Origin of the sequence: Pseudomonas brassicacearum (assembly GCF_918698105.1) — a bacterium.
GTDB classification, from domain to species: domain Bacteria; phylum Pseudomonadota; class Gammaproteobacteria; order Pseudomonadales; family Pseudomonadaceae; genus Aquipseudomonas; species Aquipseudomonas brassicacearum_F.
Window position 1 is genome coordinate 31,571 of sequence record NZ_CAKKMI010000002.1, and the last position, 18,902, is coordinate 50,472.

The following is an 18,902-nucleotide window of genomic DNA, read 5'->3' on the forward strand; positions in this document are numbered from 1 at the left end:
TCCCACATTGGGTTTGGTTACAACCAGTAAGTCACCGCATACCAGCCCAGGCCACCCATCACCACGGTGTAGGGCAAGGCCATCCAGACCATCCGGCCATAGGACAGGCGAATCAGCGGGGCGATCGCCGAGGTCAGCAGGAATAGGAATGCAGCCTGGCCGTTGGGTGTGGCGACGCTCGGCAGGTTGGTGCCGGTATTGATGGCCACCGCCAGGGTCTCCAAGTGCTCACGACTCATGTGGCCGGAGACGAAGGCCTGCTTCACCTCGGTAATGTAGATGGTCGCCACGAATACGTTGTCGCTGATGGCCGACAGCAGGCCATTGGCAATGAACAGCATGCCGGGTTGTTGATCGGCGGGCAGGCCCAGCACCCACTGGATCAGCGGTGTGAACAGATGCTGGTCGTGAATGACCGCCACCACTGCAAAGAACACCACCAGCAGGGCGGTGAACGGCATGGCATCCTTGAACGCATTGCCAAGCCTGTGCTCGTCGGTGATGCCGGTGAAGGCAGTAATCAACACGATGACCATCAGGCCGATCAGGCCGACTTCGGCAATGTGCAGGGCCAGGCCCACGATCAGGATCAGCGCGGCGATACCCTGGACGATCAACGCCGCTCGTTGCCGTGCGGTGCGTTCGCGGTTGTCCTCCTCAGCATAGTCGGCCAGGATGGTGCGTACGCTTTCTGGCAACAGCGTGCCGTAGCCAAACCAGCGCAGCTTTTCCAGCGCCAGGCAGGTCAGCAGCCCGGCTACCAGTACAGGCAACGAAACCGGTGCGACCTTCAAAAAGAACTCTACAAAGTGCCAGTCCAACTCATGGCCAATCAGCAGGTTCTGCGGTTCGCCAACCAGGGTGCATACACCGCCCAGCGCCGTGCCTACGGCGCCATGCATGAGCAGGCTGCGTAGAAACGCCCGAAACTGATTGAGGTCTTCATGATGGCTCGACGGCAGATCGTGGTCTTCATCGACATTGCTGTCCTGGCGCGGATCGTTGCCTGAAGCCACACGGTGGTACACCGCATAGAAGCCGACCGCGGCGCTGATGATCACCGCGGTGACGGTCAATGCGTCAAGGAACGCCGACAGGAACGCCGAGAGAAAGCAGAACATCAGGGCCAGCAGCGCCTTGGAGCGTACGCCCAGCAGCAGGCGCGAGAACAGGAACAGCAACAGATCCTTCATGAAGTAGATGCCTGCCACCATGAACATCAGCAGCAGGATCACCGGGAAGTTGTGCAGCAGCTCATCGTACAGCGCCTTGGGCGTGGTCATGCCCAGCGCAAGAGCCTCGACCATCAACAGCCCGCCGGGCATCAGCGGGTAGCATTTAAGAGCCATGGCGAGGGTGAAGATGAACTCCACCACCAGCATCCAGCCGGCAACGACCGGGCCCAGGGTCCATAGCACCACGGCATTGAGGATCAGGAAGCTGATGATGCACGCCTTGTACCAGCGCGGTGAGTGCCCAAGAAAGTTGTGCGCGAACGCTTGAGCCATTGAACCGGACATCGGCTGCTCCTTTTAATTAGAAGCGCGCAACTTGCCGTAAGAAATGAGGAATATCAAGCGTAAGAATAAATACCGTTCACCCGTGACAATTCGACTCAGCCCCAATACCGCGCAACCACCGCTCGATAGTGCCCCTGAAGCGAATAACCGCCCACCAGAATTCGTCCATCAGCCTGCATGGCCAGGGTGGTGGCGGTGTCCAGGCTGTAGCCGAGTCGCGTGCGAACCCAGCCTTTGCCCTGGCCGAAATCCGGGTCGAGGCTGGCATCTGGCAGATGGCGGGCAAGTACGAAATCGGCCTCGATACCGCCGATGGTGGCGCCGGCGGTCACCAGTTTTCCATCCGCTTGAAGCTGGGCGGCGGTCCACTGACTGGCATTGCGTCCGATCGCCATGAGCTGGCACTGGCCTTGGTTGCAATGCCGGTCCGGCTTGCCGTCAGGGCGCACTTTCAGGGACAGGCTATGCATCGGATCACGACTGCTGCCGAACACCTGCAGATCACCGCTCGCATCCTGAACGATTTGGCTGACCATCACGCTGTGTCCCTGCGCCAGGATGGACAGGAAGCCGTTTTCGCCGAAGCTGTCGTCGAGTTTGCCGCTGCTGTCGTAACGGGCAATCAAGCCATGCTGGGGCAAGTCGATGGCGCCGCCGACGACAATATGGCCGTCAGCCTGGAGCATCAGGCAACCGAGCCAGGTATTTTTCAACAAGCGTCGGACCATCACGAAACCGCGACCGTTGAACGAGCAATCCAACGCCCCGTCGGGCAAGAGCCGGATCAGTACGCCGACATGGTCGGAAAATTGATAGTGGTGGTTGGCGAGCACAAGGATCCGGCCGTCGGCCTGTACTTGCATGTCGCAAGCTTCGAGCCCCGGCACGCCGGGCGGTAGCCAGGGGTCGCGCAGGCCTTGGGAGAGATTGCCGCAAAGCCTGATGATGTGCCGGCCGGCGTTGCCGAAGCTTTGAACGGCGCGGCCTTGCTGGTCGAACAGCGCCAGGGCGGGAAGGGTGTGGTCGTTGTTTTCGTAGTGCAAGCCGGACAGCAGGATATGCCCATCGGGCAACACGATCACTTTGCCCGCCGTCGCTTCGAAACCGTGTTCAAACGCGCCGACCACGTAGCCAAGGGTGCCGAAGCTCGGGTCAACCATGCCATCATGGTTGAGTCGCGTCAGCCCGAACCGACTGCCGTGGGCCGTCTCGATCCTGGCTGCCACCAGGATTTGCCCGGCGTGATCGAGGGTCAACCCGGTGGTCAGGCTCGAGGTACTGTCTTCGAAATGAACCCAGGCTTTGCCGTTGGTGGCAAAGCCTGGGTCGAGTTGCCCGGCGTGGGACATGGCCTTGGGGGAAACAAACGCGAACTGATCGAGCATGCCTGCCTCTCCTTGCGTGTCGAGCAGCCCGAAAGGGCGACGACTGCATGAGGCCCACATTCAATCCCTGAATGTGACAATGCACAACTGTCATGTTCTATCGACACAGCGGCGATTCGTGCCATAACGATGGCTTTACAACCCAGAGCCAAGCCTGCAATCGATAACAGGCTTTACCGATGGTTATTCAGGCATCGACCAGGATTGCAATGTGTAGCCTTCCTGGCTGAGTTCGGCACGGGCCTGCTTCAACAGGTTGGCCAATTGGACCGGGTCGGTATAGGCGCTGCTTGGAATTTGGGTGCGGCCAATATGGGTATTGGTGCGGTCGATGACGGTCAGGCTAAGTTCACCGTTACCGTCTTGTGGGGCCCAGGCCACGCATTGGAAAGGACGGAATGCGCGGTCGGCAATCAAAAGAGCTTCGTTGATACGGAGCGGGGCGTTCATGGCGTTTTCTCTTAAGTGTGCCCAAACAAATGATGTGCCGTCGGTTGGGCGTACCGTGCGGCTGGTTACTTGTACTGATGTCCCGAACCCGCAGGCGGGTCACACATTATTTGAATAAATTTCGATTTTCTTTCAGACCAGGCTTTTTGGCTTTTGTTTGAAAACACCCTGAAACAAATAGGCCTGTGATAACTAACGAAACGCCTGCTTATAACCAGTTTGAAGTGATCTCGATAATCAATTGATACAAGGGCGCGTCAACTTCTTGCTACTGTTACATGAAGGCTTTCCAAACATCTGTTTCTAATCATATTTCCTTATTTTGACGCCAAGGATCAGTCATGATCGAAGCCAGTACGTCCCGTCGTCTGCTCGTGGTTGATCCCTGCGATGATTGTCATCGCCTGTTGCCAGCTCTGCGCACTATTGGCTGGGAGGTGGACAGTTGCACCCTCGAACACGCCGGCGATCGGACGTGTGACGTCGGCCTTTTGCGCCTGCAGCCTTTTCACCTGGAGCGCCCGGAAGCGGTCAAGGAGTTGATCAGTCGCAGCGGCACCGAATGGATTGCCGTGCTCAATCAGGAAGTGTTGCGCCTGCAAAACGTTGGTGATTTTGTCTGCGAATGGTTTTTCGACTTCCATACCTTGCCGTTCGACGTGTCCAGGGTCCAGGTGACACTGGGCCGGGCGTTTGGCATGGCGCGCCTGCGGGGACAGGGCTCGATCCACATCGATCAGCCTGAACATGAACTGCTGGGCGACAGCAAGCCAATTCGCGAACTGCGCAAATTATTGAGCAAGTTGGCGCCCGCCGAGTCGCCGGTATTGATTCGTGGCGAAAGCGGCACCGGTAAGGAACTGGTGGCGCGCACCCTGCATTATCAGTCTCAGCGACGTAATAAGCCGTTCATCGCCATCAACTGCGGCGCCATCCCGGAGCACTTGATCCAGTCTGAGTTGTTCGGGCATGAGAAGGGCGCGTTCACCGGGGCTCACCAACGCAAGATCGGACGGCTCGAGGCAGCCCACGGCGGTACGTTGTTTCTCGATGAAATCGGCGACTTGCCGCTGGAGCTACAAGCCAACCTGCTGCGTTTCCTGCAGGAAAAACACATTGAGCGGGTCGGTGGCAGCCAGCCGATTGCGGTCGATGTGCGGGTCTTGGCGGCCACCCACGTGGACCTTGAGGCGGCCATTGAGCAAAAGCGTTTTCGCGAAGATCTCTACTACCGCCTGAACGTGCTGCAAGTAGTGATGGCGCCGCTGCGCGAGCGTCATGGTGACCTGGCGATGTTGGCCAGCCACTTTTCCCATTTCTACAGCCAGGAAACCGGCCGCCGTCCCCGTAGCTTCAGTGAGGATGCCTTGGTGGCGATGGGCATGCATGATTGGCCCGGCAATGTGCGGGAACTGGCCAACCGCGTCCGTCGCGGTCTGGTGTTGGCCGAAGGACGACAAATCGAAGCCCGCGACCTCGGCTTGGCCAGCCACCAGGGCGTCGCGGCGCCGATGGGTACGCTGGAAGACTACAAGACCCGCGCCGAGCGCCAGGCCTTGAGCGATGTGCTCAACCGTCACAGCGACAACCTGAGCGTGGCCGCCAGGGTGCTGGGCGTGTCCCGGCCGACGTTCTATCGCCTGCTGCACAAGCATCAGATCCGCTGACTAAAACCTGCGCACATCCCCTGTGGGAGCGAGCTTGCTCGCGATAGCGGTCTTTCATTCAGTATCAATGCTGACTGAAAGGGCCTCATCGCGAGCAAGCTCGCCCCCACAGTGGTTTTGCATTTCCCTTGGGATATGTGCCCATCACATATCCCTGAGGGCATCAGAAGTAGTACGGGAATTTCAGGCTAAAGGTGAAATCCGGCGCATCGTCGGTCAGCCCGATGGACAGGTTGGGCACGATGGTCAGGTTGTCGGACGCGGCGACGGTCATGCCGATGTTGAAGTAGCCGGCGTTGGCGTCGCTGGAGACCACCGATTCCCAGTCGCCGCCGTCCTGTTTGAGCTTGCTTTTCTTTTGGATCAGGTCAGAAACCGAGAACGACATGCTCATCTTCTCGTTCAAGGCAAAGGCGATGCCGGCGCCGAGCTGGAAGCTGTCGCCGATCCGCACCTTGCCAGGGATCTTCTGGTTGACCGTGGAACTGATGTCGTCGAACGACTCCTCCAGGTTATGGGTGTAGGAGAGGGTGCCGAACAGCACCGCCGGGTCGAAGGTCTTGACCAGCGAAAGCCCTGGCGTGATCGACCATACGCCGTTGCCGGTGGGCAGGTCGTCAGGCACGAACAGGTTGGTGTTGGCCTGGGATTGGCGCAGCTTGATGCCGAATGGGTCCTTGCCGGTGGGGGCCTTGACCCGCAGGGTGACCACCGCGTCCGGGGAATTGATCGACTCATCCATGAACTTGTAGGCGATGCCGAAGTTGACGTCGCCGATGGTCGGGTCGCGGGTCACGGTTTCTTCGCTGGTGACGCCGGCTGCGCCGTTGTTTGCGCCGCCTGACTGATAGGTGGATTCGCGGTAGACCACCGGGACGTTGAGGTCGAACTGCCAGCGGTTGTCGAAGTTATAACGGCCGGTGAGGTCCAGCGTCCAGGTGTCGGCCTTGATCCGATCGAGGTTGATGTTGCCCAGGAAAATCGAATCCAGGGCCAGGAAGCCGTTGAGAATCAGTTGTCGCGTGTCGTAGCGCGAATAGGTCACGCCGGTCTCGAAGCTGAATTTGCCGCCGCCGAAGAAGCCGCTGGCCTCGTCATAGAGGTTGGAGACGCTCTGGGCCGGCTGGGAATCATCGGCCAGCGATTGCCCGTAGCCACTGCCGCCAGCCGTTGTCGCGCCGCCGCCGGCCACGGTCTGGTTGCCTTTCATGTCGGCCGGGGATTTGGCCAGGCGTTTGGGCGGCGGATTGGCGGGTTGGTCTTCCACCTGGCGAACCCGCTGTTCAAGCACCGCCAGGGCTTTTTGCTGGACCTCGTATCGTTGCTTGAGCTCAAGAAGTTCCTGTTTCAGGGCCTCGATGTCCGCATCCGGTGCCGCTTGCAACACGGTTACCGGGAACAAAGTGCTTAAACACATCACAGCGCGTAACGATACGGATCGATACATGAAATATGCCGTCCCTAATGCCCAATGGTCGCAGATCAGCGTAGTTCAATAACCGAGGTTACGAAGGCCTCGTAGCTGCGTCAGGTTGCAGTCCAGTGCCCCGGCACTGGGGCCGTTACTGTTCAGCACCACGTTGAGTTGCGTCATGTTGTTGACCAGGTTGCTGTTGCCCAGCAGACGGGTGTTTTGCAGCAAGCCGCCCTGGGCCACTTGTTGCAGGGTGCTGCCCTGGTTGTGGCTGGCCTGGATCGCCATTTGCACGCCGCTGCCGGTGGCGGTGACCGCGACGCTGCCAGCGGCGTTGCTGCCGCTGATGGTCTGGCCCTTGGTCAGCAATTGGCCTTGGGAAGGCACGAGCGCCTGTGCCTGGCCGCTCTCTTTTACGTTGATGTTGACGTTGTTGTAGGCCGTGTTGCCGTCGCCAGCGGCGCGTACGCTCTGAGTCACCCCCTGGCTCGTGCCAAGGCCGGCGCCACCGGTAATGTTGCCGCTGCCCTGTTCCGGGGCGCTGCCGTTACCGGTCTGCTTGATGGTCGAGACATAGAATTCGGGCTTAACGGTGGCAGCCTGGATCTGCATGGTGCTGGTGGCGCCGATCAGGTCGCCGCTGGCGTTGCGCCAAGTACTGCTCATGACGATGCCGAAGCTGATGACTCGGCCGGGCATGACATAACGACCGCGCAGCTCGGCAAGCTCCTGGTCCTTGACTTCGATGGGTTTGAATCCGGCATGGGCATAGCCCGAGACGGTCGCGAGCAGGCAGGCCAGCGACAGCCAGTGTGAGGTTTTCATGTGCTGCTCCCGGAGCATCCTGCTCCAATACTTATGTTGGCAGTTAAGTCGGCGATTAAAAGAAGTCGCTCTGTATGAAGCCGAAATCCATCAGTTCCGCATCCCTGACCGGGTTGAAGCCGTCCAGCTTGTTACGGGCTGTCAGGGGTTGGGGAGGGCTGCGTAGCGCATTGGTCTTGTCATAGCCTGGGCCGACGATCGCAAAGACGATGCCGTTCCAGCCTTTGATGAATTCATCATGGGCGTAGCGCTTGTGGCCCAGCACCGGGTCGCCGATGTAGACCCATTGCTTGTCGGCCCGCTGCAACACCACGAAGTGCTTGTAGCCGCGTATTTCCATCAGGACCACCACCGGAATCGTCACCGCTTCGAGTTTCTCTGGCGGTATCCGGTAGCCTCGGGCGCGCATGCCGATGGTTTCCACGTAGCGCTTCATATCCAGCATGGAAAACCCTTGGGTGCGAACCAGATTCTGGTCGGCATTGACCAACATGCCTTTGATGACGTGCTCTTCATCGACATCCAGCCAATAAGCCTGGCGCAGCACCGTGGCCAGCGCGGCGGCGCCGCAACTGAAATCGGTTTTCTGCTCGACGATGTCGCTGAACTTGCGTTCGCGTACGCTTTGCACCGGTTTGTAGACCAGCATGCCGCCAGGCAGGGCGGCGACCGGCATCTGCGCTGCTTCGGCCGCGCAGGCCAGGCAGAGCAGCAGGGAAACGGCAGTGACACGCATGATCAATACGCCTAGTGGACATCCAGGGAAAAAAGCCCCTTTTCCCAGCAGCACCCTTCATCTAAAGCATTGAAATGAGTCCGTGGCGAGGGAGCTTGCTCCCGCTGGGCTGCGGAGCGGCCCCAAGTTTTTGCGGTTGCTGCGCAACCGAGCGGGAGCAAGCTCCCTCGCCACAAGATTCATCCAAACCCTAGGGGAACAGTATTACTGTTGCCGGGGCTTCGTTTCACCCGCGTTTACATGCAAGCCTTGCAGCCGGCCGCGATGGACAGCGAGTTGCTCTGCTGGTTGCCCACGCCTGCCGACACGTTGGCGCCGCCGTTACCGGAGAAGCCGTTCATGGAGTTGGTCATGGTGGCGTTGTTGATCACAGGGTTTTTCCAACCGTCGCGGGTCAGCACCTGCTGGGTGTTGCTGCCGGCCAGTTCGAAGGTTCCCACGGCGGCGAACTTGAACTTGTCGTCATCGTGACCGTGACCGCCGCCATAGCCGCCGCCTTTGTTGTCCCAGCCGCCGTGACCGTTGTCTTCGGCAGTACCGGTACCTTTGGCCTTGAACGTGCCGGAGGCGCTGTAGGTGCTGGTGAGAGTGTCGGTCTTGTAGGTCCGCACGCCTTTGTTGTCGACCACAAGGCCGGTGGAGGACTGGTCAGCCGCGGCAGAGGCCTGTGCGACGCGGCCCCCGGATACGGCGATGGCCAGGTTGTTTTTCTGTTGGTTGAAGTTCCCGGCGGTCACGTTGATGCCGATGTTGCCGGAGCCATTGTTGCCCGCACTGGTGAGCGAGGCGTTGTTTTGCGTCGAGTTGTTCTTGACGTAGTTGTTGTTATTGACCTGCGTGGCGCTGGAAGCAGCGACAGCCGAGCCGAAGATGAAGCTTTCGTCGGCGGTGGCCAGGGCGGCGGCGTTGTCCTGCTGGTTGCCGTCGCCGCCGGCAATGTTGGCGCCCATGTTGCCGTTGCTGCCATTGAGCGAGTCAGCGGCTTCAGCGGTGTTTCGGGTGGCCTGGTTGGTTACTACGTTACCGTCGCTGTTCTGCTCATCCAGCACCGTAGCCCCAGCGCCGGCATTGATGGAGAGCAATTGATCCAGCGTCGGCCCTTGCTGATGGCCATGACCGTGACCATTGCCATGGCCATTATTGTTGTCGTTTCCTCCAGCCTGTGCCGCCATTGTCATGACCGCGGCGAGAGCGAAAACCAATGGTTTGAGTGCCATTGTAGGTTTCATGGTGTTTCTCCTTGCGTGTCGTTGGTTAAGTGTCGGTACTTTCTTATGTAGCCTCCGGGTCAATCAGCAACCCGAATGCTCAGGGTGTTAGCCATACGGTTTCCCACCCCTGCGCTCTGGTTCACCTGGATTACCCCTCGGCTGCCGGTGAAGGCCTGGTCGCTGGTAACGACCTGGCGACTGCCGGTTGGGGCGCCAGTTGCTCCTGAGTTCGGTAGCAACGCCACGTTCTGTTGAGACAGGGCGCTGTCGTCAATGCTCTGCGGATGGGCACTGATGCCCACCCGCATGACATTGGCCATCTGGTTGTTGGCACCGGCGGACTGGTTGACGCCCAGCACACCGTTGCCGTTGGTGAAGGAGTGACCGCCGATACGAGCGGTGGCGTTCATGGAAGGGTCGGCCGGCGTGTCGACGCGTTGCTGCACGCGGGTGCTGGCCTGGGCGTGGCTGCCAATGGCGATGGCCCGGGTGTTGGTTTGCTGGATCTGGTCGCCGGCGGCCTGGTTGACGTTGAAGTTGCCGGTGTAATGGCTGCCGGAATCCTGCAGGTTGGCGTTACTGACCACCGCAACACCCGAATCGGCAAATACGTTGAAAGAGCTGAGCAGGGAAAGCATGAACAGGGCGAGAAGAAACAGCATGGGCTTCATCTCACTGACCTCCTGCCAGCCGACCCAGCGGGGCCAGGCCGGAACTCAGCGAGCGGTTGATGGTGCCGGAGATCGCGCCGCCGCTACCGCCACCGTGACCGGCATTCATGCCCGGCATGCCGTTGGGGTTGGTCACGACGTTCAGGCCTTGCACGCCGGTATTCGTGTTGACGGTGTTGCGGATCGACGAGCCGCTGGCCACGCTGGCGAATTCGCCGTCGCTCAGTTCGGTACTGGCGGTCGCCTGGTTGATTCGTTCGGAGGGGTTGGCATTGACGGTGGTCGGGTAGGGGTCTTTGCCACCGTTGCGGCCAATTGCGATGGGCTGCACGTCACGGTTGAGCACGATGACGCCGTTGCCCTCGGCCTGCGCGGGCAGACTGAGCGTTGCGCCGGCGGCGCAGCCGGTAAACAGGAGGCAAGTCAAACTTTTCTTGAAAGTCCCCACGGCATCGACTCCTTCTTCGGTGGGCTGGCCCTTGTCAGCGTTGCGAAGTGGGAGAGCATGTGTTGTGCCGTGTTTGGAAATGACTTGCAGTTCAAAGGGTTAGTGTTTTTGTGTGTGGCCCGCCGGTCGAATCTGTTTCATCCGTGAGACAACCCTGCAGTGGCTAATGGCCGTGCGCTATCGTTTGGCTATGGATCTAGGCTGTGGGAGGAGAGTGTTTCAAAAAACTAACAGTGAGGATGACAATTGTGTGAAGGGGCGCTGGGGCAGGGTTTGAGGCGGGGCAGGTGTTTCAAGAATGAAGCACATCCCTCGCGATACGTCAGATTTCGAGCAGTCGGGTCACGGCTGCGAACACCTGGTCCCGACGTTGGATCCAATCGCCTTCAATCACTTGGAAATGCCGTTGATGCCGAATCAGCCAACGCTCGATCGCTTCGAAGAAATGCATGCGTTCTGCCAGTTCGGGTTGGCAACGCAAGCCGTCGCCGGTCCATTCGACCTGTTCGGGGCTCAGCAGCAGGTGCAGGTCATAATGGCGGTCCAGCAGGGCCGGTTCGAGCCAGTCCGGGCAGTCGCCGAACAGGGTCTGGCTCCAGAGGATGTTACTCAGCAGGTGAGTGTCGAGGATCAACAGCGCAGGCCGGCGGGCCCGTGCCTTATCTTCCCAAGCCAGTTGGCCGGCGGCGATGTCGGTGATGTCGGCCAGGCAGGTATCGCGTTGGGTCTGCTCCATGAAATGGCGGACATACTCATCCACCCGCACGCCACCAAAGTGTTCCTGCAACTGCGCCGCCAGCCAACTCTTGCCGCTGGATTCCGGGCCGGTCAGCACCACCACCTTCATGCGCGCAGGGCCGGGTCGGCGCGCCATTGCCGCCAGCCTTGCACGGCCAGCAGGGTGAACAGGGCGTAGAGCGCGGCGGTCAGGTGCAGGCCCTTGTAGATGAACAGCCCGACGAAAATCACGTCCAGGGCAATCCACAGCGGCCAGCATTGCACGCGTTTTTGCGCCATCCACCACTGGGCCACGAGGCTGAAACCAGTGAGCGCGGCATCGAGCCAGGGCTGGGCGGCATCGGTCCAGTGGGCCATGGCGGCGCCCAACAGCAGGCTGCCTGCCGCACCCATGGCCAGGCCGAGCAGCACTGACGAGCCGCCGAGGTGGCTGACCTGGCGTCCACCATGATTGTGCCCGGCACGGGTCCATTGCCACCAACCGTAGAGTTGCAGCGCCGCGTAGACAACCTGCAGCAGCATGTCGGAGTACAACTTCACCTCGAAAAAAATCCAGCTGTACAGCAACACCATGACCAGGCCGATCGGCCAGCACCAGGGGTTCTGCTTGACGGTCAACCAGACAGCGATCACGCCGAGGGCTGCGGCAAACAGTTCAAGCCCGGACATGGCGGTTCCTTGGGGAAATAGAAGAGGGCGGCGATTGTAAACGCTATGGCGTGGACAGCTCCAATACCAATGTTGAATGTGCCGCAGCTATCGCGAGCAAGCTCGCTCCCACAAGGGGATTGCGGTGAACACCAATTCGGAGACCCACACAGAACCAATGTGTGCGAGCTTGCTCGCGATGGCGGAGGGTCAGCTTGCATCAGTGCTGAATGTGCTACCGCTATCGCGAGCAAGCTCGTTCACACAGGGTGGTCTACCGATCTTTAGACCCGGAACTGCGTAAGCAACCCGTTCAACTGTTCACTCAACGCCTTGAGGCGGGTGCTCGCTTGGCTGGATTGCTCGGCGGCCATGGCGGTGCTGTGGGACAGGCCGGCGGCCTGGGTGACGTTCTGGTTGATGTCTTCCACCACATGGGCTTGTTGCAACGTGGCGCTGGCGATGGAGGCGTTCAGGCTGTTGAGGTTGCGCAGGGCCTGGCCGATGGCGTTGAGGCTGGCACCGGCCAGGCCGGCCTGTTCGATGGTCAGTTGCGAAGCACGGCTGCTGTCGCTGATGACTTTCACGGCGGCTTCGGAATGGCTTTGCAGGCGCTCGATCATCGCCTGGATCTCTGCAGTGGACTTCTGCGTACGCTGGGCCAGCAGCCGCACTTCATCGGCGACCACCGCAAAGCCCCGGCCTTGTTCGCCGGCGCGGGCGGCTTCGATCGCAGCGTTGAGGGCCAGCAGGTTGGTCTGCTCGGCAATGGAGCGAATCACCTCCAGCACGCTGCCAATCTGGGTGCTTTCACTCGCCAGGGTGCGGATCACTTCCACCGCCTGGTCGATGGTCTGGGACAGGCGGTCGATTTGCTGCAAGCTGCCATCGATGTTGACTTGGCCTTGCTGGGCCTGGGATTCGGCGTCGCGCATCTCACTGGCCGCGTGCTCGGCGTTCTTGGCCACGTCCTGCACGCCATAGGTCACTTCATTGATCGCAGTCGCCACCAGCTCCATTTGTTGCGACTGTTGCTGGCTGCGCTCCTGCGCCTGCGCCGCATCGTTGCCCAATTCGCTGGAAGATTGCCCCAGCGCACTGGCCGAAGCTTGCAGTTGGGTCACCACGTGCCGCAACTTGGCGGTAAAGGCATTGAAATGCCGCGCCAGTTGCGTGACTTCGTCCTGGCCGTGGGTGTCGAGGGTGCGGGTCAGGTCACTCTCGCCGCTGGCGATGTTGGCCATGGCGTTGACCGTTTCCTGCAGTGGACCGACGATGCTGCGCACAATCAGGGTCAATAGCAGCCCCATGAGCAGGGTGATGATCAGGCCGACCGCCGAGGCCTTGATCACCTGGGATTGGAATTCCGCCTGGACGTCATCCACGTACACGCCTGAGCCGATGATCCAGCCCCAAGGTTCGAACAGTTGGACGTAGGAGGTCTTGCCCACCGGGGCCTCGGCGCCCGGTTTCGGCCAGAGATAGTTGATCATGCCGGCGCCCTTGGACTTGGCGATGGCAACCATCTCGTTAAACAGCGCATAGCCGTTCGGGTCGCGGATGGCCGAGAGGTTCTGGCCTTCAAGCTTCGGGTTGGCCGGGTGCATGACCATGACCGGCGTCAGGTCGTTGATCCAGAAATAATCACTCTGGTTATAGCGCAGGCCACGCACGGCGCTGAGGGCCTGCTTTTGCGCGGCGTCGCGGGTCAGGGTGCCAGCGGTTTCCAGGCCATGATAATAGGTCAGTACGCCACTGGCGGTCTGTACCACGTGCTGGGTTTTCTGCACCTTGGCTTGGTAGAGGTCGTTGTGGATCTGATTAAGCATCAAGGCGCCGAGCGTGAACAACATCACGATGGCCACGACCAGGATGAGCCACAAGCGTCGGCTGATCGACACACTGCGCAAGCTATTCATACGCTGTCACTCCGGTTTTTTATTCTTGTCATATCGACGGCCGGCACTGTAGCGCCCGGCCGCTATCCCTAATTGATTTGAGTCACAACGCGGCAGCGTTATCAGGGCTTGTCTGATAGGATTTCGGCCCCGCAGCGCAAAACCTGAGCCGGTTCTCATTTTTCATTGGTTTTTTTTGAAAGGTCGCGGTTATCGTGCACCCGCCGCGGGGTACCTGCATGACACTTGAATATTGATAAGACCTGCATGAACAGCGTCTTTTTTGGGGGATGAATGGATTTGTGGACCGCCTTTTCGGCACTGATTCTTGGCGTAGTGGAAGGCTTGACGGAATTTCTGCCGATTTCCAGCACAGGACACCAGATCATTGTTGCCGACTTGCTTGAGTTTGGTGGCGAACGTGCGATGGCGTTCAACATTATCATCCAGCTCGGCGCGATCCTGGCGGTGGTCTGGGAGTTCCGCCGCAAGATCTTCGACGTGGTGCTGGGCCTGCCGACGCAACCCAGCGATCGCCGCTTTACCGCCAACCTGCTGATTGCCTTCCTGCCCGCCGTGGTCCTGGGCGTGCTGTTTGCCGACTGGATCCACCACTACCTGTTCAACCCGATTACGGTGGCCGCCGCGCTGGTGGTGGGCGGTCTGGTGATGCTCTGGGCCGAGAAGCGCCAGCACCAAGTGCACGCTGAAACCGTGGACGAGATCTCCTGGAAAGACGCACTGAAGATCGGCCTGGCCCAATGCATTGCGATGATCCCTGGCACCTCCCGTTCCGGCGCGACGATCATCGGCGGCCTGCTGTTCGGCCTGTCGCGTAAAACCGCTACCGAGTTTTCGTTCTTCCTGGCGATGCCGACCATGGTCGGTGCGGCCGTCTACTCGGGCTATAAATACCGGGAGTTGTTCGTCCCGGCGGATTTCCCGGTGTTCGCCATTGGCTTCGTCACGGCGTTCATTTTCGCCATGATTGCGGTCAAGGGCCTGCTGCGATTCATCGCCAGCCACAGTTACGCCGTGTTCGCCTGGTATCGAATCGCCTTCGGCCTGTTGATCCTGGCAACCTGGCAGTTCGGCTGGGTGGACTGGACCGCTGCCAAGCCATGAACGAACCAGGCAACCGCAAGCGCGCCGGGCGCAATGCTGAAGGCGGCGTGCAGCACCTGCGGCTCAAACTGATGATGTTTGCGCTGCTCTGTGCCTTGCCGGTGTTTGGTTCGCTGCTGTTCGGGCTGCGGGCGGTGTCGTGGGTGCCGATGGTGGCTTATGGCATCGTCAGCGTGGTGGCGTTCCTGCTGTACTGGAGCGACAAGCGCAAGGCACGCGCCGACTCCTGGCGCACCCCGGAGAACGTGCTGCATGCGGTGGAGCTGGCCGGCGGTTGGCCCGGCGCCTTGCTGGCCCAGCAGCTGTTGCGCCACAAGACACGCAAAGTGTCGTTTCAGGTCGTGTTCTGGATCATCGTGTTGTTGCACCAGGTGTTCTGGATCGACCAGTTGTTCCTGGGCCGCTTCCTGTTTTGAATGGCTAGAGCAACAAGCCCGCCTGCGTGCGCTTGGGCAATTTGCTGACCACCAATTGGTGTGAGCGTTGCAGCAGGCCGCGCAGCTCTTCGGCACCTAGCGGGTAGGGCACCTGCATGATGACCCACTGGGCCCGCGCCAAGTAAGGCGCGGGGTGAATGCCCGGCCGATCGCAATGGCCCAGGAACAAATCCTTGTCGACCTTGAACGCCAGCGAGTCGCCCCGCAGGCCCTGCAAGGCGAACATCTTGTTCCCGGCAATGGAAAACACCCGCACGCCGCCCCATTTGTAGTCCTCCCTGGCGCCGGGCAAGCCCAGGCAAAACTGCGCGACATCCTCTTCGCTCAACCTCATATCGTTCTCTCTCCACAGCCCTCGAAGGCTTCCACCAAATGATCGATCCATGCACGCACCGCTGGCAGCATGCCGCGTCGATGCGGGTAGACCGCCTGGAGCCAGCCATCGGGCGACGACCATCCAGGCAAGAGTTCCACCAGTGTGCCGTCCAGCAATTCCTGCTCGCAATACATGCTCGGCAATAAAGTGAAGCCCAGGCCGGCGAGGGTGCACGCCCGGCGCACAATGAAGTCGTCAATGCCCAGGCGCGCTTCCAGGCTCAGTTCCACACGCTGCCCATCGGCGCTGATGAGGCGCAGGTGCACCTGGCGATCGGCTTCCAAAGCCCCCAGCACCGACAACTGCTTGAGGTCATCCGGGGTTTCGATCCGCCGCCCTTCGACAAAGGCCGGGCTGGCGACCATCATCAGCCGCGCCTGGCGCAGACGCCGGGTCATCAGCAAGGGATCTTCGTCCCCCAGGTCGCGCACGCGCAACGCCACATCAATGCCTTCACTGATCAGGTCGACCCGTCGGTTAAGCAGGGTCATCTCCAGTTGCACCAAAGGGTACTTCACCAGGAAGGTTTCGATTATCACCGGCAGGAACTGGTGGGCCAGGCCCACCGGACTCGATACCCGCAGTCGGCCGCGGGGTTCGCTGGACATGCTCGCCACCGCTTCGTCGGCCATCTCGGCCTCCAGCAACATGGCTTGGCAATGGCGCAGATAACGTTCGCCGACCGCGGTCAATTTCAATTGGCGGGTGGTGCGCTGGAGTAACCGGGCGTCGAGGCGTTCTTCCAGCTCGGCGATACGCCGCGACAGTCGTGACTTGGGAATGCCCAGCAACCGCCCGGCTGCCGCGAAACCGCCGGCTTCGACAACTTTGGCGAAGTAGTACAAGTCATTGAGGTCTTGCATGTTGAGCTCGATTGTCCTGTCAGTGGGACAAACTATCGCATTTATGCTGACTTATCGATCATTGGCTTCGTCGATAGGATGGTCACCAATTGATCGCCCGGTTGCGGTCCTCACTTGGAGAGCACTGACATGAAACTGCTGCACATCGATTCGAGCATCCTCGGCGACAACTCCGCTTCCCGCCAATTGAGCCGTGAAGTGGTTCAAGCCTGGAAAGCCGCCGAGCCAGGCATCACGGTGACCTACCGCGACCTGGCCGCTGACGCCATCAGCCATTTTTCCGCCCAGACCTTGGTCGCTGCCGGCACCAGCGCCGAATTGCGTGACGCGGCGCTCAAGCATGAAGCCGAGCTCAGTGCGTCGGCGATCGCCGAATTCCTGGCCGCTGATGCGGTGGTCATCGCCGCGCCGATGTATAACTTCAGCATTCCGACTCAACTCAAGGCCTGGATCGACCGCATCGCTGTGGCCGGCCAGACGTTCCGCTACACCGAAGCCGGTCCCGAAGGCCTGTGTGGCGGCAAGAAACTGGTGATCGTTTCCACCGCAGGCGGTTTGCATGCCGGCCAACCGAGCAGCGTGGGTCACGAGGAATATCTGAAGCAAATGTTCGGTTTCCTCGGCATCACTGATATCGAATTCGTCCGCGCCGAAGGCCTGGCCTACGGTGACGATATGCGCACCAAAGCCATGGGCGAAGCCACGTTGCAGATCAGCCAGCAGTTCGCCGCTGCGTAAGGCTTGCTTAAGGGCTCCAAAGCTATTGGGGCAACCTTCGTAAAACCCTGTATTCTCGTCGTCATTGGATGGCCGGGATGCAGGGTTTTGCTGCATTCGGCGCCGGGTTTTGTGGCGCAGGTTATGCACGGCCAAGACGGCGAGCGACGGGGCCTTCCCGTGCGCTGGTGAAGGTGGAAGATTCGATGACGCGTTTTGGTGCAGCGCTGCTGCTTTGCTTGTTTGCCAGTCTCGGTTCAGTGCAGGCCGCACCGGGACCGCATCCGCATTGGAGCGCCGGTTTCCATGAGCTGAGCTTTCTCGATCCGCTGGATCAGCAGCCGATGCACGCCATCGCCTTCTATCCGTCCACCGACCGGGAACAGTCCAGCCTGCTGGGTGGCTACCAGATCGATGCCGCGCCAGACGCCCAGATCGCCATCGGCCGCTTTCCGCTGCTGATGCTGTCCCATGGCAATACCGGTACGCCGCTGGCCCTGCATGACTTGGCCACCGCGCTGGCCCGCAAGGGGTTTGTCGTGGTAGCAGTGATTCACCCTGGCGACAACGCCCAGGATCACAGCCGGCTTGGCACGCTGAGCAACCTGTACGGACGGCCGATCCAGATTTCCGAAGCCATCACCGCCACGCTCAATGACCCGATGCTCTCGCCGTTCGTCAACGCCGGGCAGGTCGGGGTGATCGGCTATTCGGCCGGCGGCGAAACCGCGCTGATCCTGTCCGGTGCGACGCCGGACCTCAATCGTCTGCGTCGCTATTGCGTGGAGCGGCCGGATGACCGGGACGCCTGCAATACCCAGGGCGAACTGATCGCTGATCGCGATGACCTGCAACCGGTGGCCGACCCCAGGGTCAGGGCATTGTTGTTGATGGCGCCGTTGAGCCTGAAGTTCGGCCGTCATACCTTGGCCGATGTCCATGTGCCGGTGCTGCTGTACAGCGGCGATGGCGATAAACTCGTGGCCTTCGACAAGAATGCCGCTGCGCTGGCACGCAAGCTGCCCACGGCACCGGACTTCAAGACTCTGGCCGGTGCGGGGCATTTTGTTTTCCTGGCACCGTGCACCGACGAGCAGATCGCCGCGATGCCGGCGCTCTGCACGGATGCTGACGGTGTCGACCGCAAGGACATCCACCGTACCATGATCTCCGAGGCCAGCCGCTTCTTCGGCGAGGCCTTGGGTAAGCCGACCCGGGCGGGGATGAGGACGGCTGATCAATAGAGAGGCATGGTTTTGGTGTGTATATCCGTTTCTGCGGTAATGGCGGCTTAGGGTTCCGCCCTGACGGCGGGTCACTTTTGAAAAGCGCAAAAGTAACCAAAACGCTCATGCCCCACCACTCGGCACCTCGCCTAGGCTCGGTGTGCCCTCACTCCGGCATTGCTCCGTGGGCCGCCGCGAAGGGCCATCCATGGTCCAGCGCGGCTACCTCGGCATCCATGCCGAGGTGCCCACTGCGCAATGCCTACGTTCGGCCAGCGTGGTTAACGGGGCGCCGAGATCAACGTCCACCGCGAGGCGGCCTAACAGCCGACCTGGTTCTGGGTGATCGCGTTTCTCCTGTGGGAGCGGACCTGCTCGCGAAAGCGATGTATCAGTTTGCTGTGATGTTGGATGTGCCGACTCATCGCGAGCAAGCTCGCTCCACAGGTTTTGCGGTGTACATGGATTTTGTGTCTGCCGAAGATCCAATGTGGGAGCGAGCTTGCTCGCGATAGCGGAGGCTCAGCCACATAGATGCTGGCATGTA

At 60.4% G+C, this 18,902-nt stretch carries 19 protein-coding genes; 5 read left to right on the forward strand and 14 right to left on the reverse strand.

Annotation, left to right across the window (positions count from 1 at the left end):
* Positions 1-17 precede the first annotated feature (17 nt).
* The 3 genes from nhaB to LQ215_RS01260 form a co-directional block, all read right to left on the reverse strand.
* Positions 18-1,520 (reverse strand): sodium/proton antiporter NhaB, encoded by a 1,503-nt coding sequence (nhaB, locus tag LQ215_RS01250; protein WP_230147045.1) that lies wholly within the window; start codon positions 1,518-1,520, stop codon positions 18-20.
* Positions 1,521-1,615: 95 nt separating this feature from the next.
* Positions 1,616-2,905, reverse strand: coding sequence for a hypothetical protein (locus tag LQ215_RS01255; RefSeq protein ID WP_230147046.1), 1,290 nt, complete (start codon positions 2,903-2,905; stop codon positions 1,616-1,618).
* A gap of 183 nt (positions 2,906-3,088) precedes the next feature.
* Complete coding sequence (locus tag LQ215_RS01260; RefSeq protein WP_230147047.1) at positions 3,089-3,355, reverse strand: hypothetical protein; 267 nt, start codon at positions 3,353-3,355, stop codon at positions 3,089-3,091.
* Positions 3,356-3,696: 341 nt separating this feature from the next.
* Between LQ215_RS01260 and LQ215_RS01265 the strand changes: the two genes are divergently transcribed.
* The gene (locus LQ215_RS01265; protein WP_230147048.1) at positions 3,697-5,022 is read left to right on the forward strand and encodes a sigma-54 dependent transcriptional regulator; all 1,326 of its coding nucleotides are present in this window, start codon (positions 3,697-3,699) and stop codon (positions 5,020-5,022) included.
* A gap of 163 nt (positions 5,023-5,185) precedes the next feature.
* On the opposite strand, the gene LQ215_RS01270 is transcribed toward LQ215_RS01265, so the two are convergent.
* The 9 genes from LQ215_RS01270 to LQ215_RS01310 form a co-directional block, all read right to left on the reverse strand.
* Positions 5,186-6,469, reverse strand: a complete 1,284-nt coding sequence (locus LQ215_RS01270; RefSeq protein WP_230147049.1) for a hypothetical protein — start codon at positions 6,467-6,469, stop codon at positions 5,186-5,188.
* A 45-nt stretch (positions 6,470-6,514) separates the two neighbouring features.
* Entirely contained in the window at positions 6,515-7,261 is a 747-nt protein-coding gene (locus tag LQ215_RS01275; RefSeq protein WP_230147050.1) for a hypothetical protein, read from the reverse strand.
* A 55-nt stretch (positions 7,262-7,316) separates the two neighbouring features.
* Positions 7,317-7,997, reverse strand: coding sequence for a C39 family peptidase (locus tag LQ215_RS01280; RefSeq protein WP_223473222.1), 681 nt, complete (start codon positions 7,995-7,997; stop codon positions 7,317-7,319).
* A gap of 236 nt (positions 7,998-8,233) precedes the next feature.
* Positions 8,234-9,226, reverse strand: coding sequence for a heme utilization protein (locus tag LQ215_RS01285; protein WP_230147051.1), 993 nt, complete (start codon positions 9,224-9,226; stop codon positions 8,234-8,236).
* Between the two features lie 59 nt (positions 9,227-9,285).
* Complete coding sequence (locus LQ215_RS01290) at positions 9,286-9,879, reverse strand: adhesin (protein ID WP_230147052.1); 594 nt, start codon at positions 9,877-9,879, stop codon at positions 9,286-9,288.
* Position 9,880: 1 nt separating this feature from the next.
* The gene (locus tag LQ215_RS01295) at positions 9,881-10,327 is read right to left on the reverse strand and encodes a hypothetical protein (protein WP_230147053.1); all 447 of its coding nucleotides are present in this window, start codon (positions 10,325-10,327) and stop codon (positions 9,881-9,883) included.
* A 322-nt stretch (positions 10,328-10,649) separates the two neighbouring features.
* On the reverse strand, positions 10,650-11,174 hold the full coding sequence (locus LQ215_RS01300; protein ID WP_230147158.1) for an AAA family ATPase: 525 nt from the start codon (positions 11,172-11,174) through the stop codon (positions 10,650-10,652).
* Positions 11,171-11,734, reverse strand: coding sequence for a nicotinamide riboside transporter PnuC (gene pnuC, locus LQ215_RS01305; protein WP_230147054.1), 564 nt, complete (start codon positions 11,732-11,734; stop codon positions 11,171-11,173). The genes LQ215_RS01300 and pnuC overlap by 4 nt, the downstream gene beginning before the upstream one ends.
* Before the next feature lie 263 nt (positions 11,735-11,997).
* Complete coding sequence (locus LQ215_RS01310) at positions 11,998-13,632, reverse strand: methyl-accepting chemotaxis protein (protein WP_230147055.1); 1,635 nt, start codon at positions 13,630-13,632, stop codon at positions 11,998-12,000.
* A 273-nt stretch (positions 13,633-13,905) separates the two neighbouring features.
* Here LQ215_RS01310 and LQ215_RS01315 point away from each other — a divergent pair, with 273 nt between their 5' ends.
* Positions 13,906-14,736 carry an undecaprenyl-diphosphate phosphatase gene (locus LQ215_RS01315; RefSeq protein WP_230147056.1) on the forward strand — a complete coding sequence of 277 codons (831 nt, stop codon included), beginning with the start codon at positions 13,906-13,908 and terminating at the stop codon, positions 14,734-14,736.
* The gene (locus tag LQ215_RS01320) at positions 14,733-15,152 is read left to right on the forward strand and encodes a DUF1294 domain-containing protein (protein WP_230147057.1); all 420 of its coding nucleotides are present in this window, start codon (positions 14,733-14,735) and stop codon (positions 15,150-15,152) included. Before LQ215_RS01315 ends, LQ215_RS01320 begins: the two co-directional genes overlap by 4 nt.
* A gap of 4 nt (positions 15,153-15,156) precedes the next feature.
* Here the strand turns inward: LQ215_RS01320 and LQ215_RS01325 are convergent, their stop codons facing one another.
* A complete protein-coding gene (locus tag LQ215_RS01325) occupies positions 15,157-15,507 on the reverse strand; it encodes an MmcQ/YjbR family DNA-binding protein (RefSeq protein ID WP_063320896.1) in 351 nt (116 codons plus the stop codon).
* Entirely contained in the window at positions 15,504-16,412 is a 909-nt protein-coding gene (locus tag LQ215_RS01330) for a LysR substrate-binding domain-containing protein (protein ID WP_230147058.1), read from the reverse strand. Before LQ215_RS01330 ends, LQ215_RS01325 begins: the two co-directional genes overlap by 4 nt.
* Positions 16,413-16,541: 129 nt before the next feature.
* On the opposite strand from LQ215_RS01330, the gene LQ215_RS01335 reads away from it, so the two are divergent.
* Both LQ215_RS01335 and LQ215_RS01340 read left to right on the forward strand, forming a co-directional pair.
* Positions 16,542-17,150, forward strand: coding sequence for an FMN-dependent NADH-azoreductase (locus LQ215_RS01335; RefSeq protein ID WP_230147059.1), 609 nt, complete (start codon positions 16,542-16,544; stop codon positions 17,148-17,150).
* Positions 17,151-17,335: 185 nt separating this feature from the next.
* Complete coding sequence (locus LQ215_RS01340) at positions 17,336-18,373, forward strand: alpha/beta hydrolase family protein (protein WP_230147060.1); 1,038 nt, start codon at positions 17,336-17,338, stop codon at positions 18,371-18,373.
* The last annotated feature ends 529 nt before the right edge of the window (positions 18,374-18,902 follow it).

Excerpts from the sequence above, each read along its gene's own strand:
- nhaB (WP_230147045.1), bottom strand. The coding sequence starts at position 1,520 with ATGTCCGGTTCAATGGCTCAAGCGTTCGCGCACAACTTTCTTGGGCAC.
- LQ215_RS01255 (WP_230147046.1), bottom strand. The coding sequence starts at position 2,905 with ATGCTCGATCAGTTCGCGTTTGTTTCCCCCAAGGCCATGTCCCACGCC.
- LQ215_RS01260 (WP_230147047.1), bottom strand. The coding sequence starts at position 3,355 with ATGAACGCCCCGCTCCGTATCAACGAAGCTCTTTTGATTGCCGACCGC.
- LQ215_RS01265 (WP_230147048.1), top strand. The coding sequence starts at position 3,697 with ATGATCGAAGCCAGTACGTCCCGTCGTCTGCTCGTGGTTGATCCCTGC.
- LQ215_RS01270 (WP_230147049.1), bottom strand. The coding sequence starts at position 6,469 with ATGTATCGATCCGTATCGTTACGCGCTGTGATGTGTTTAAGCACTTTG.
- LQ215_RS01275 (WP_230147050.1), bottom strand. The coding sequence starts at position 7,261 with ATGAAAACCTCACACTGGCTGTCGCTGGCCTGCCTGCTCGCGACCGTC.
- LQ215_RS01280 (WP_223473222.1), bottom strand. The coding sequence starts at position 7,997 with ATGCGTGTCACTGCCGTTTCCCTGCTGCTCTGCCTGGCCTGCGCGGCC.
- LQ215_RS01285 (WP_230147051.1), bottom strand. The coding sequence starts at position 9,226 with ATGAAACCTACAATGGCACTCAAACCATTGGTTTTCGCTCTCGCCGCG.
- LQ215_RS01290 (WP_230147052.1), bottom strand. The coding sequence starts at position 9,879 with ATGAAGCCCATGCTGTTTCTTCTCGCCCTGTTCATGCTTTCCCTGCTC.
- LQ215_RS01300 (WP_230147158.1), bottom strand. The coding sequence starts at position 11,174 with ATGAAGGTGGTGGTGCTGACCGGCCCGGAATCCAGCGGCAAGAGTTGG.
- pnuC (WP_230147054.1), bottom strand. The coding sequence starts at position 11,734 with ATGTCCGGGCTTGAACTGTTTGCCGCAGCCCTCGGCGTGATCGCTGTC.
- LQ215_RS01310 (WP_230147055.1), bottom strand. The coding sequence starts at position 13,632 with ATGAATAGCTTGCGCAGTGTGTCGATCAGCCGACGCTTGTGGCTCATC.
- LQ215_RS01315 (WP_230147056.1), top strand. The coding sequence starts at position 13,906 with ATGGATTTGTGGACCGCCTTTTCGGCACTGATTCTTGGCGTAGTGGAA.
- LQ215_RS01320 (WP_230147057.1), top strand. The coding sequence starts at position 14,733 with ATGAACGAACCAGGCAACCGCAAGCGCGCCGGGCGCAATGCTGAAGGC.
- LQ215_RS01325 (WP_063320896.1), bottom strand. The coding sequence starts at position 15,507 with ATGAGGTTGAGCGAAGAGGATGTCGCGCAGTTTTGCCTGGGCTTGCCC.
- LQ215_RS01330 (WP_230147058.1), bottom strand. The coding sequence starts at position 16,412 with ATGCAAGACCTCAATGACTTGTACTACTTCGCCAAAGTTGTCGAAGCC.
- LQ215_RS01335 (WP_230147059.1), top strand. The coding sequence starts at position 16,542 with ATGAAACTGCTGCACATCGATTCGAGCATCCTCGGCGACAACTCCGCT.
- LQ215_RS01340 (WP_230147060.1), top strand. The coding sequence starts at position 17,336 with ATGACGCGTTTTGGTGCAGCGCTGCTGCTTTGCTTGTTTGCCAGTCTC.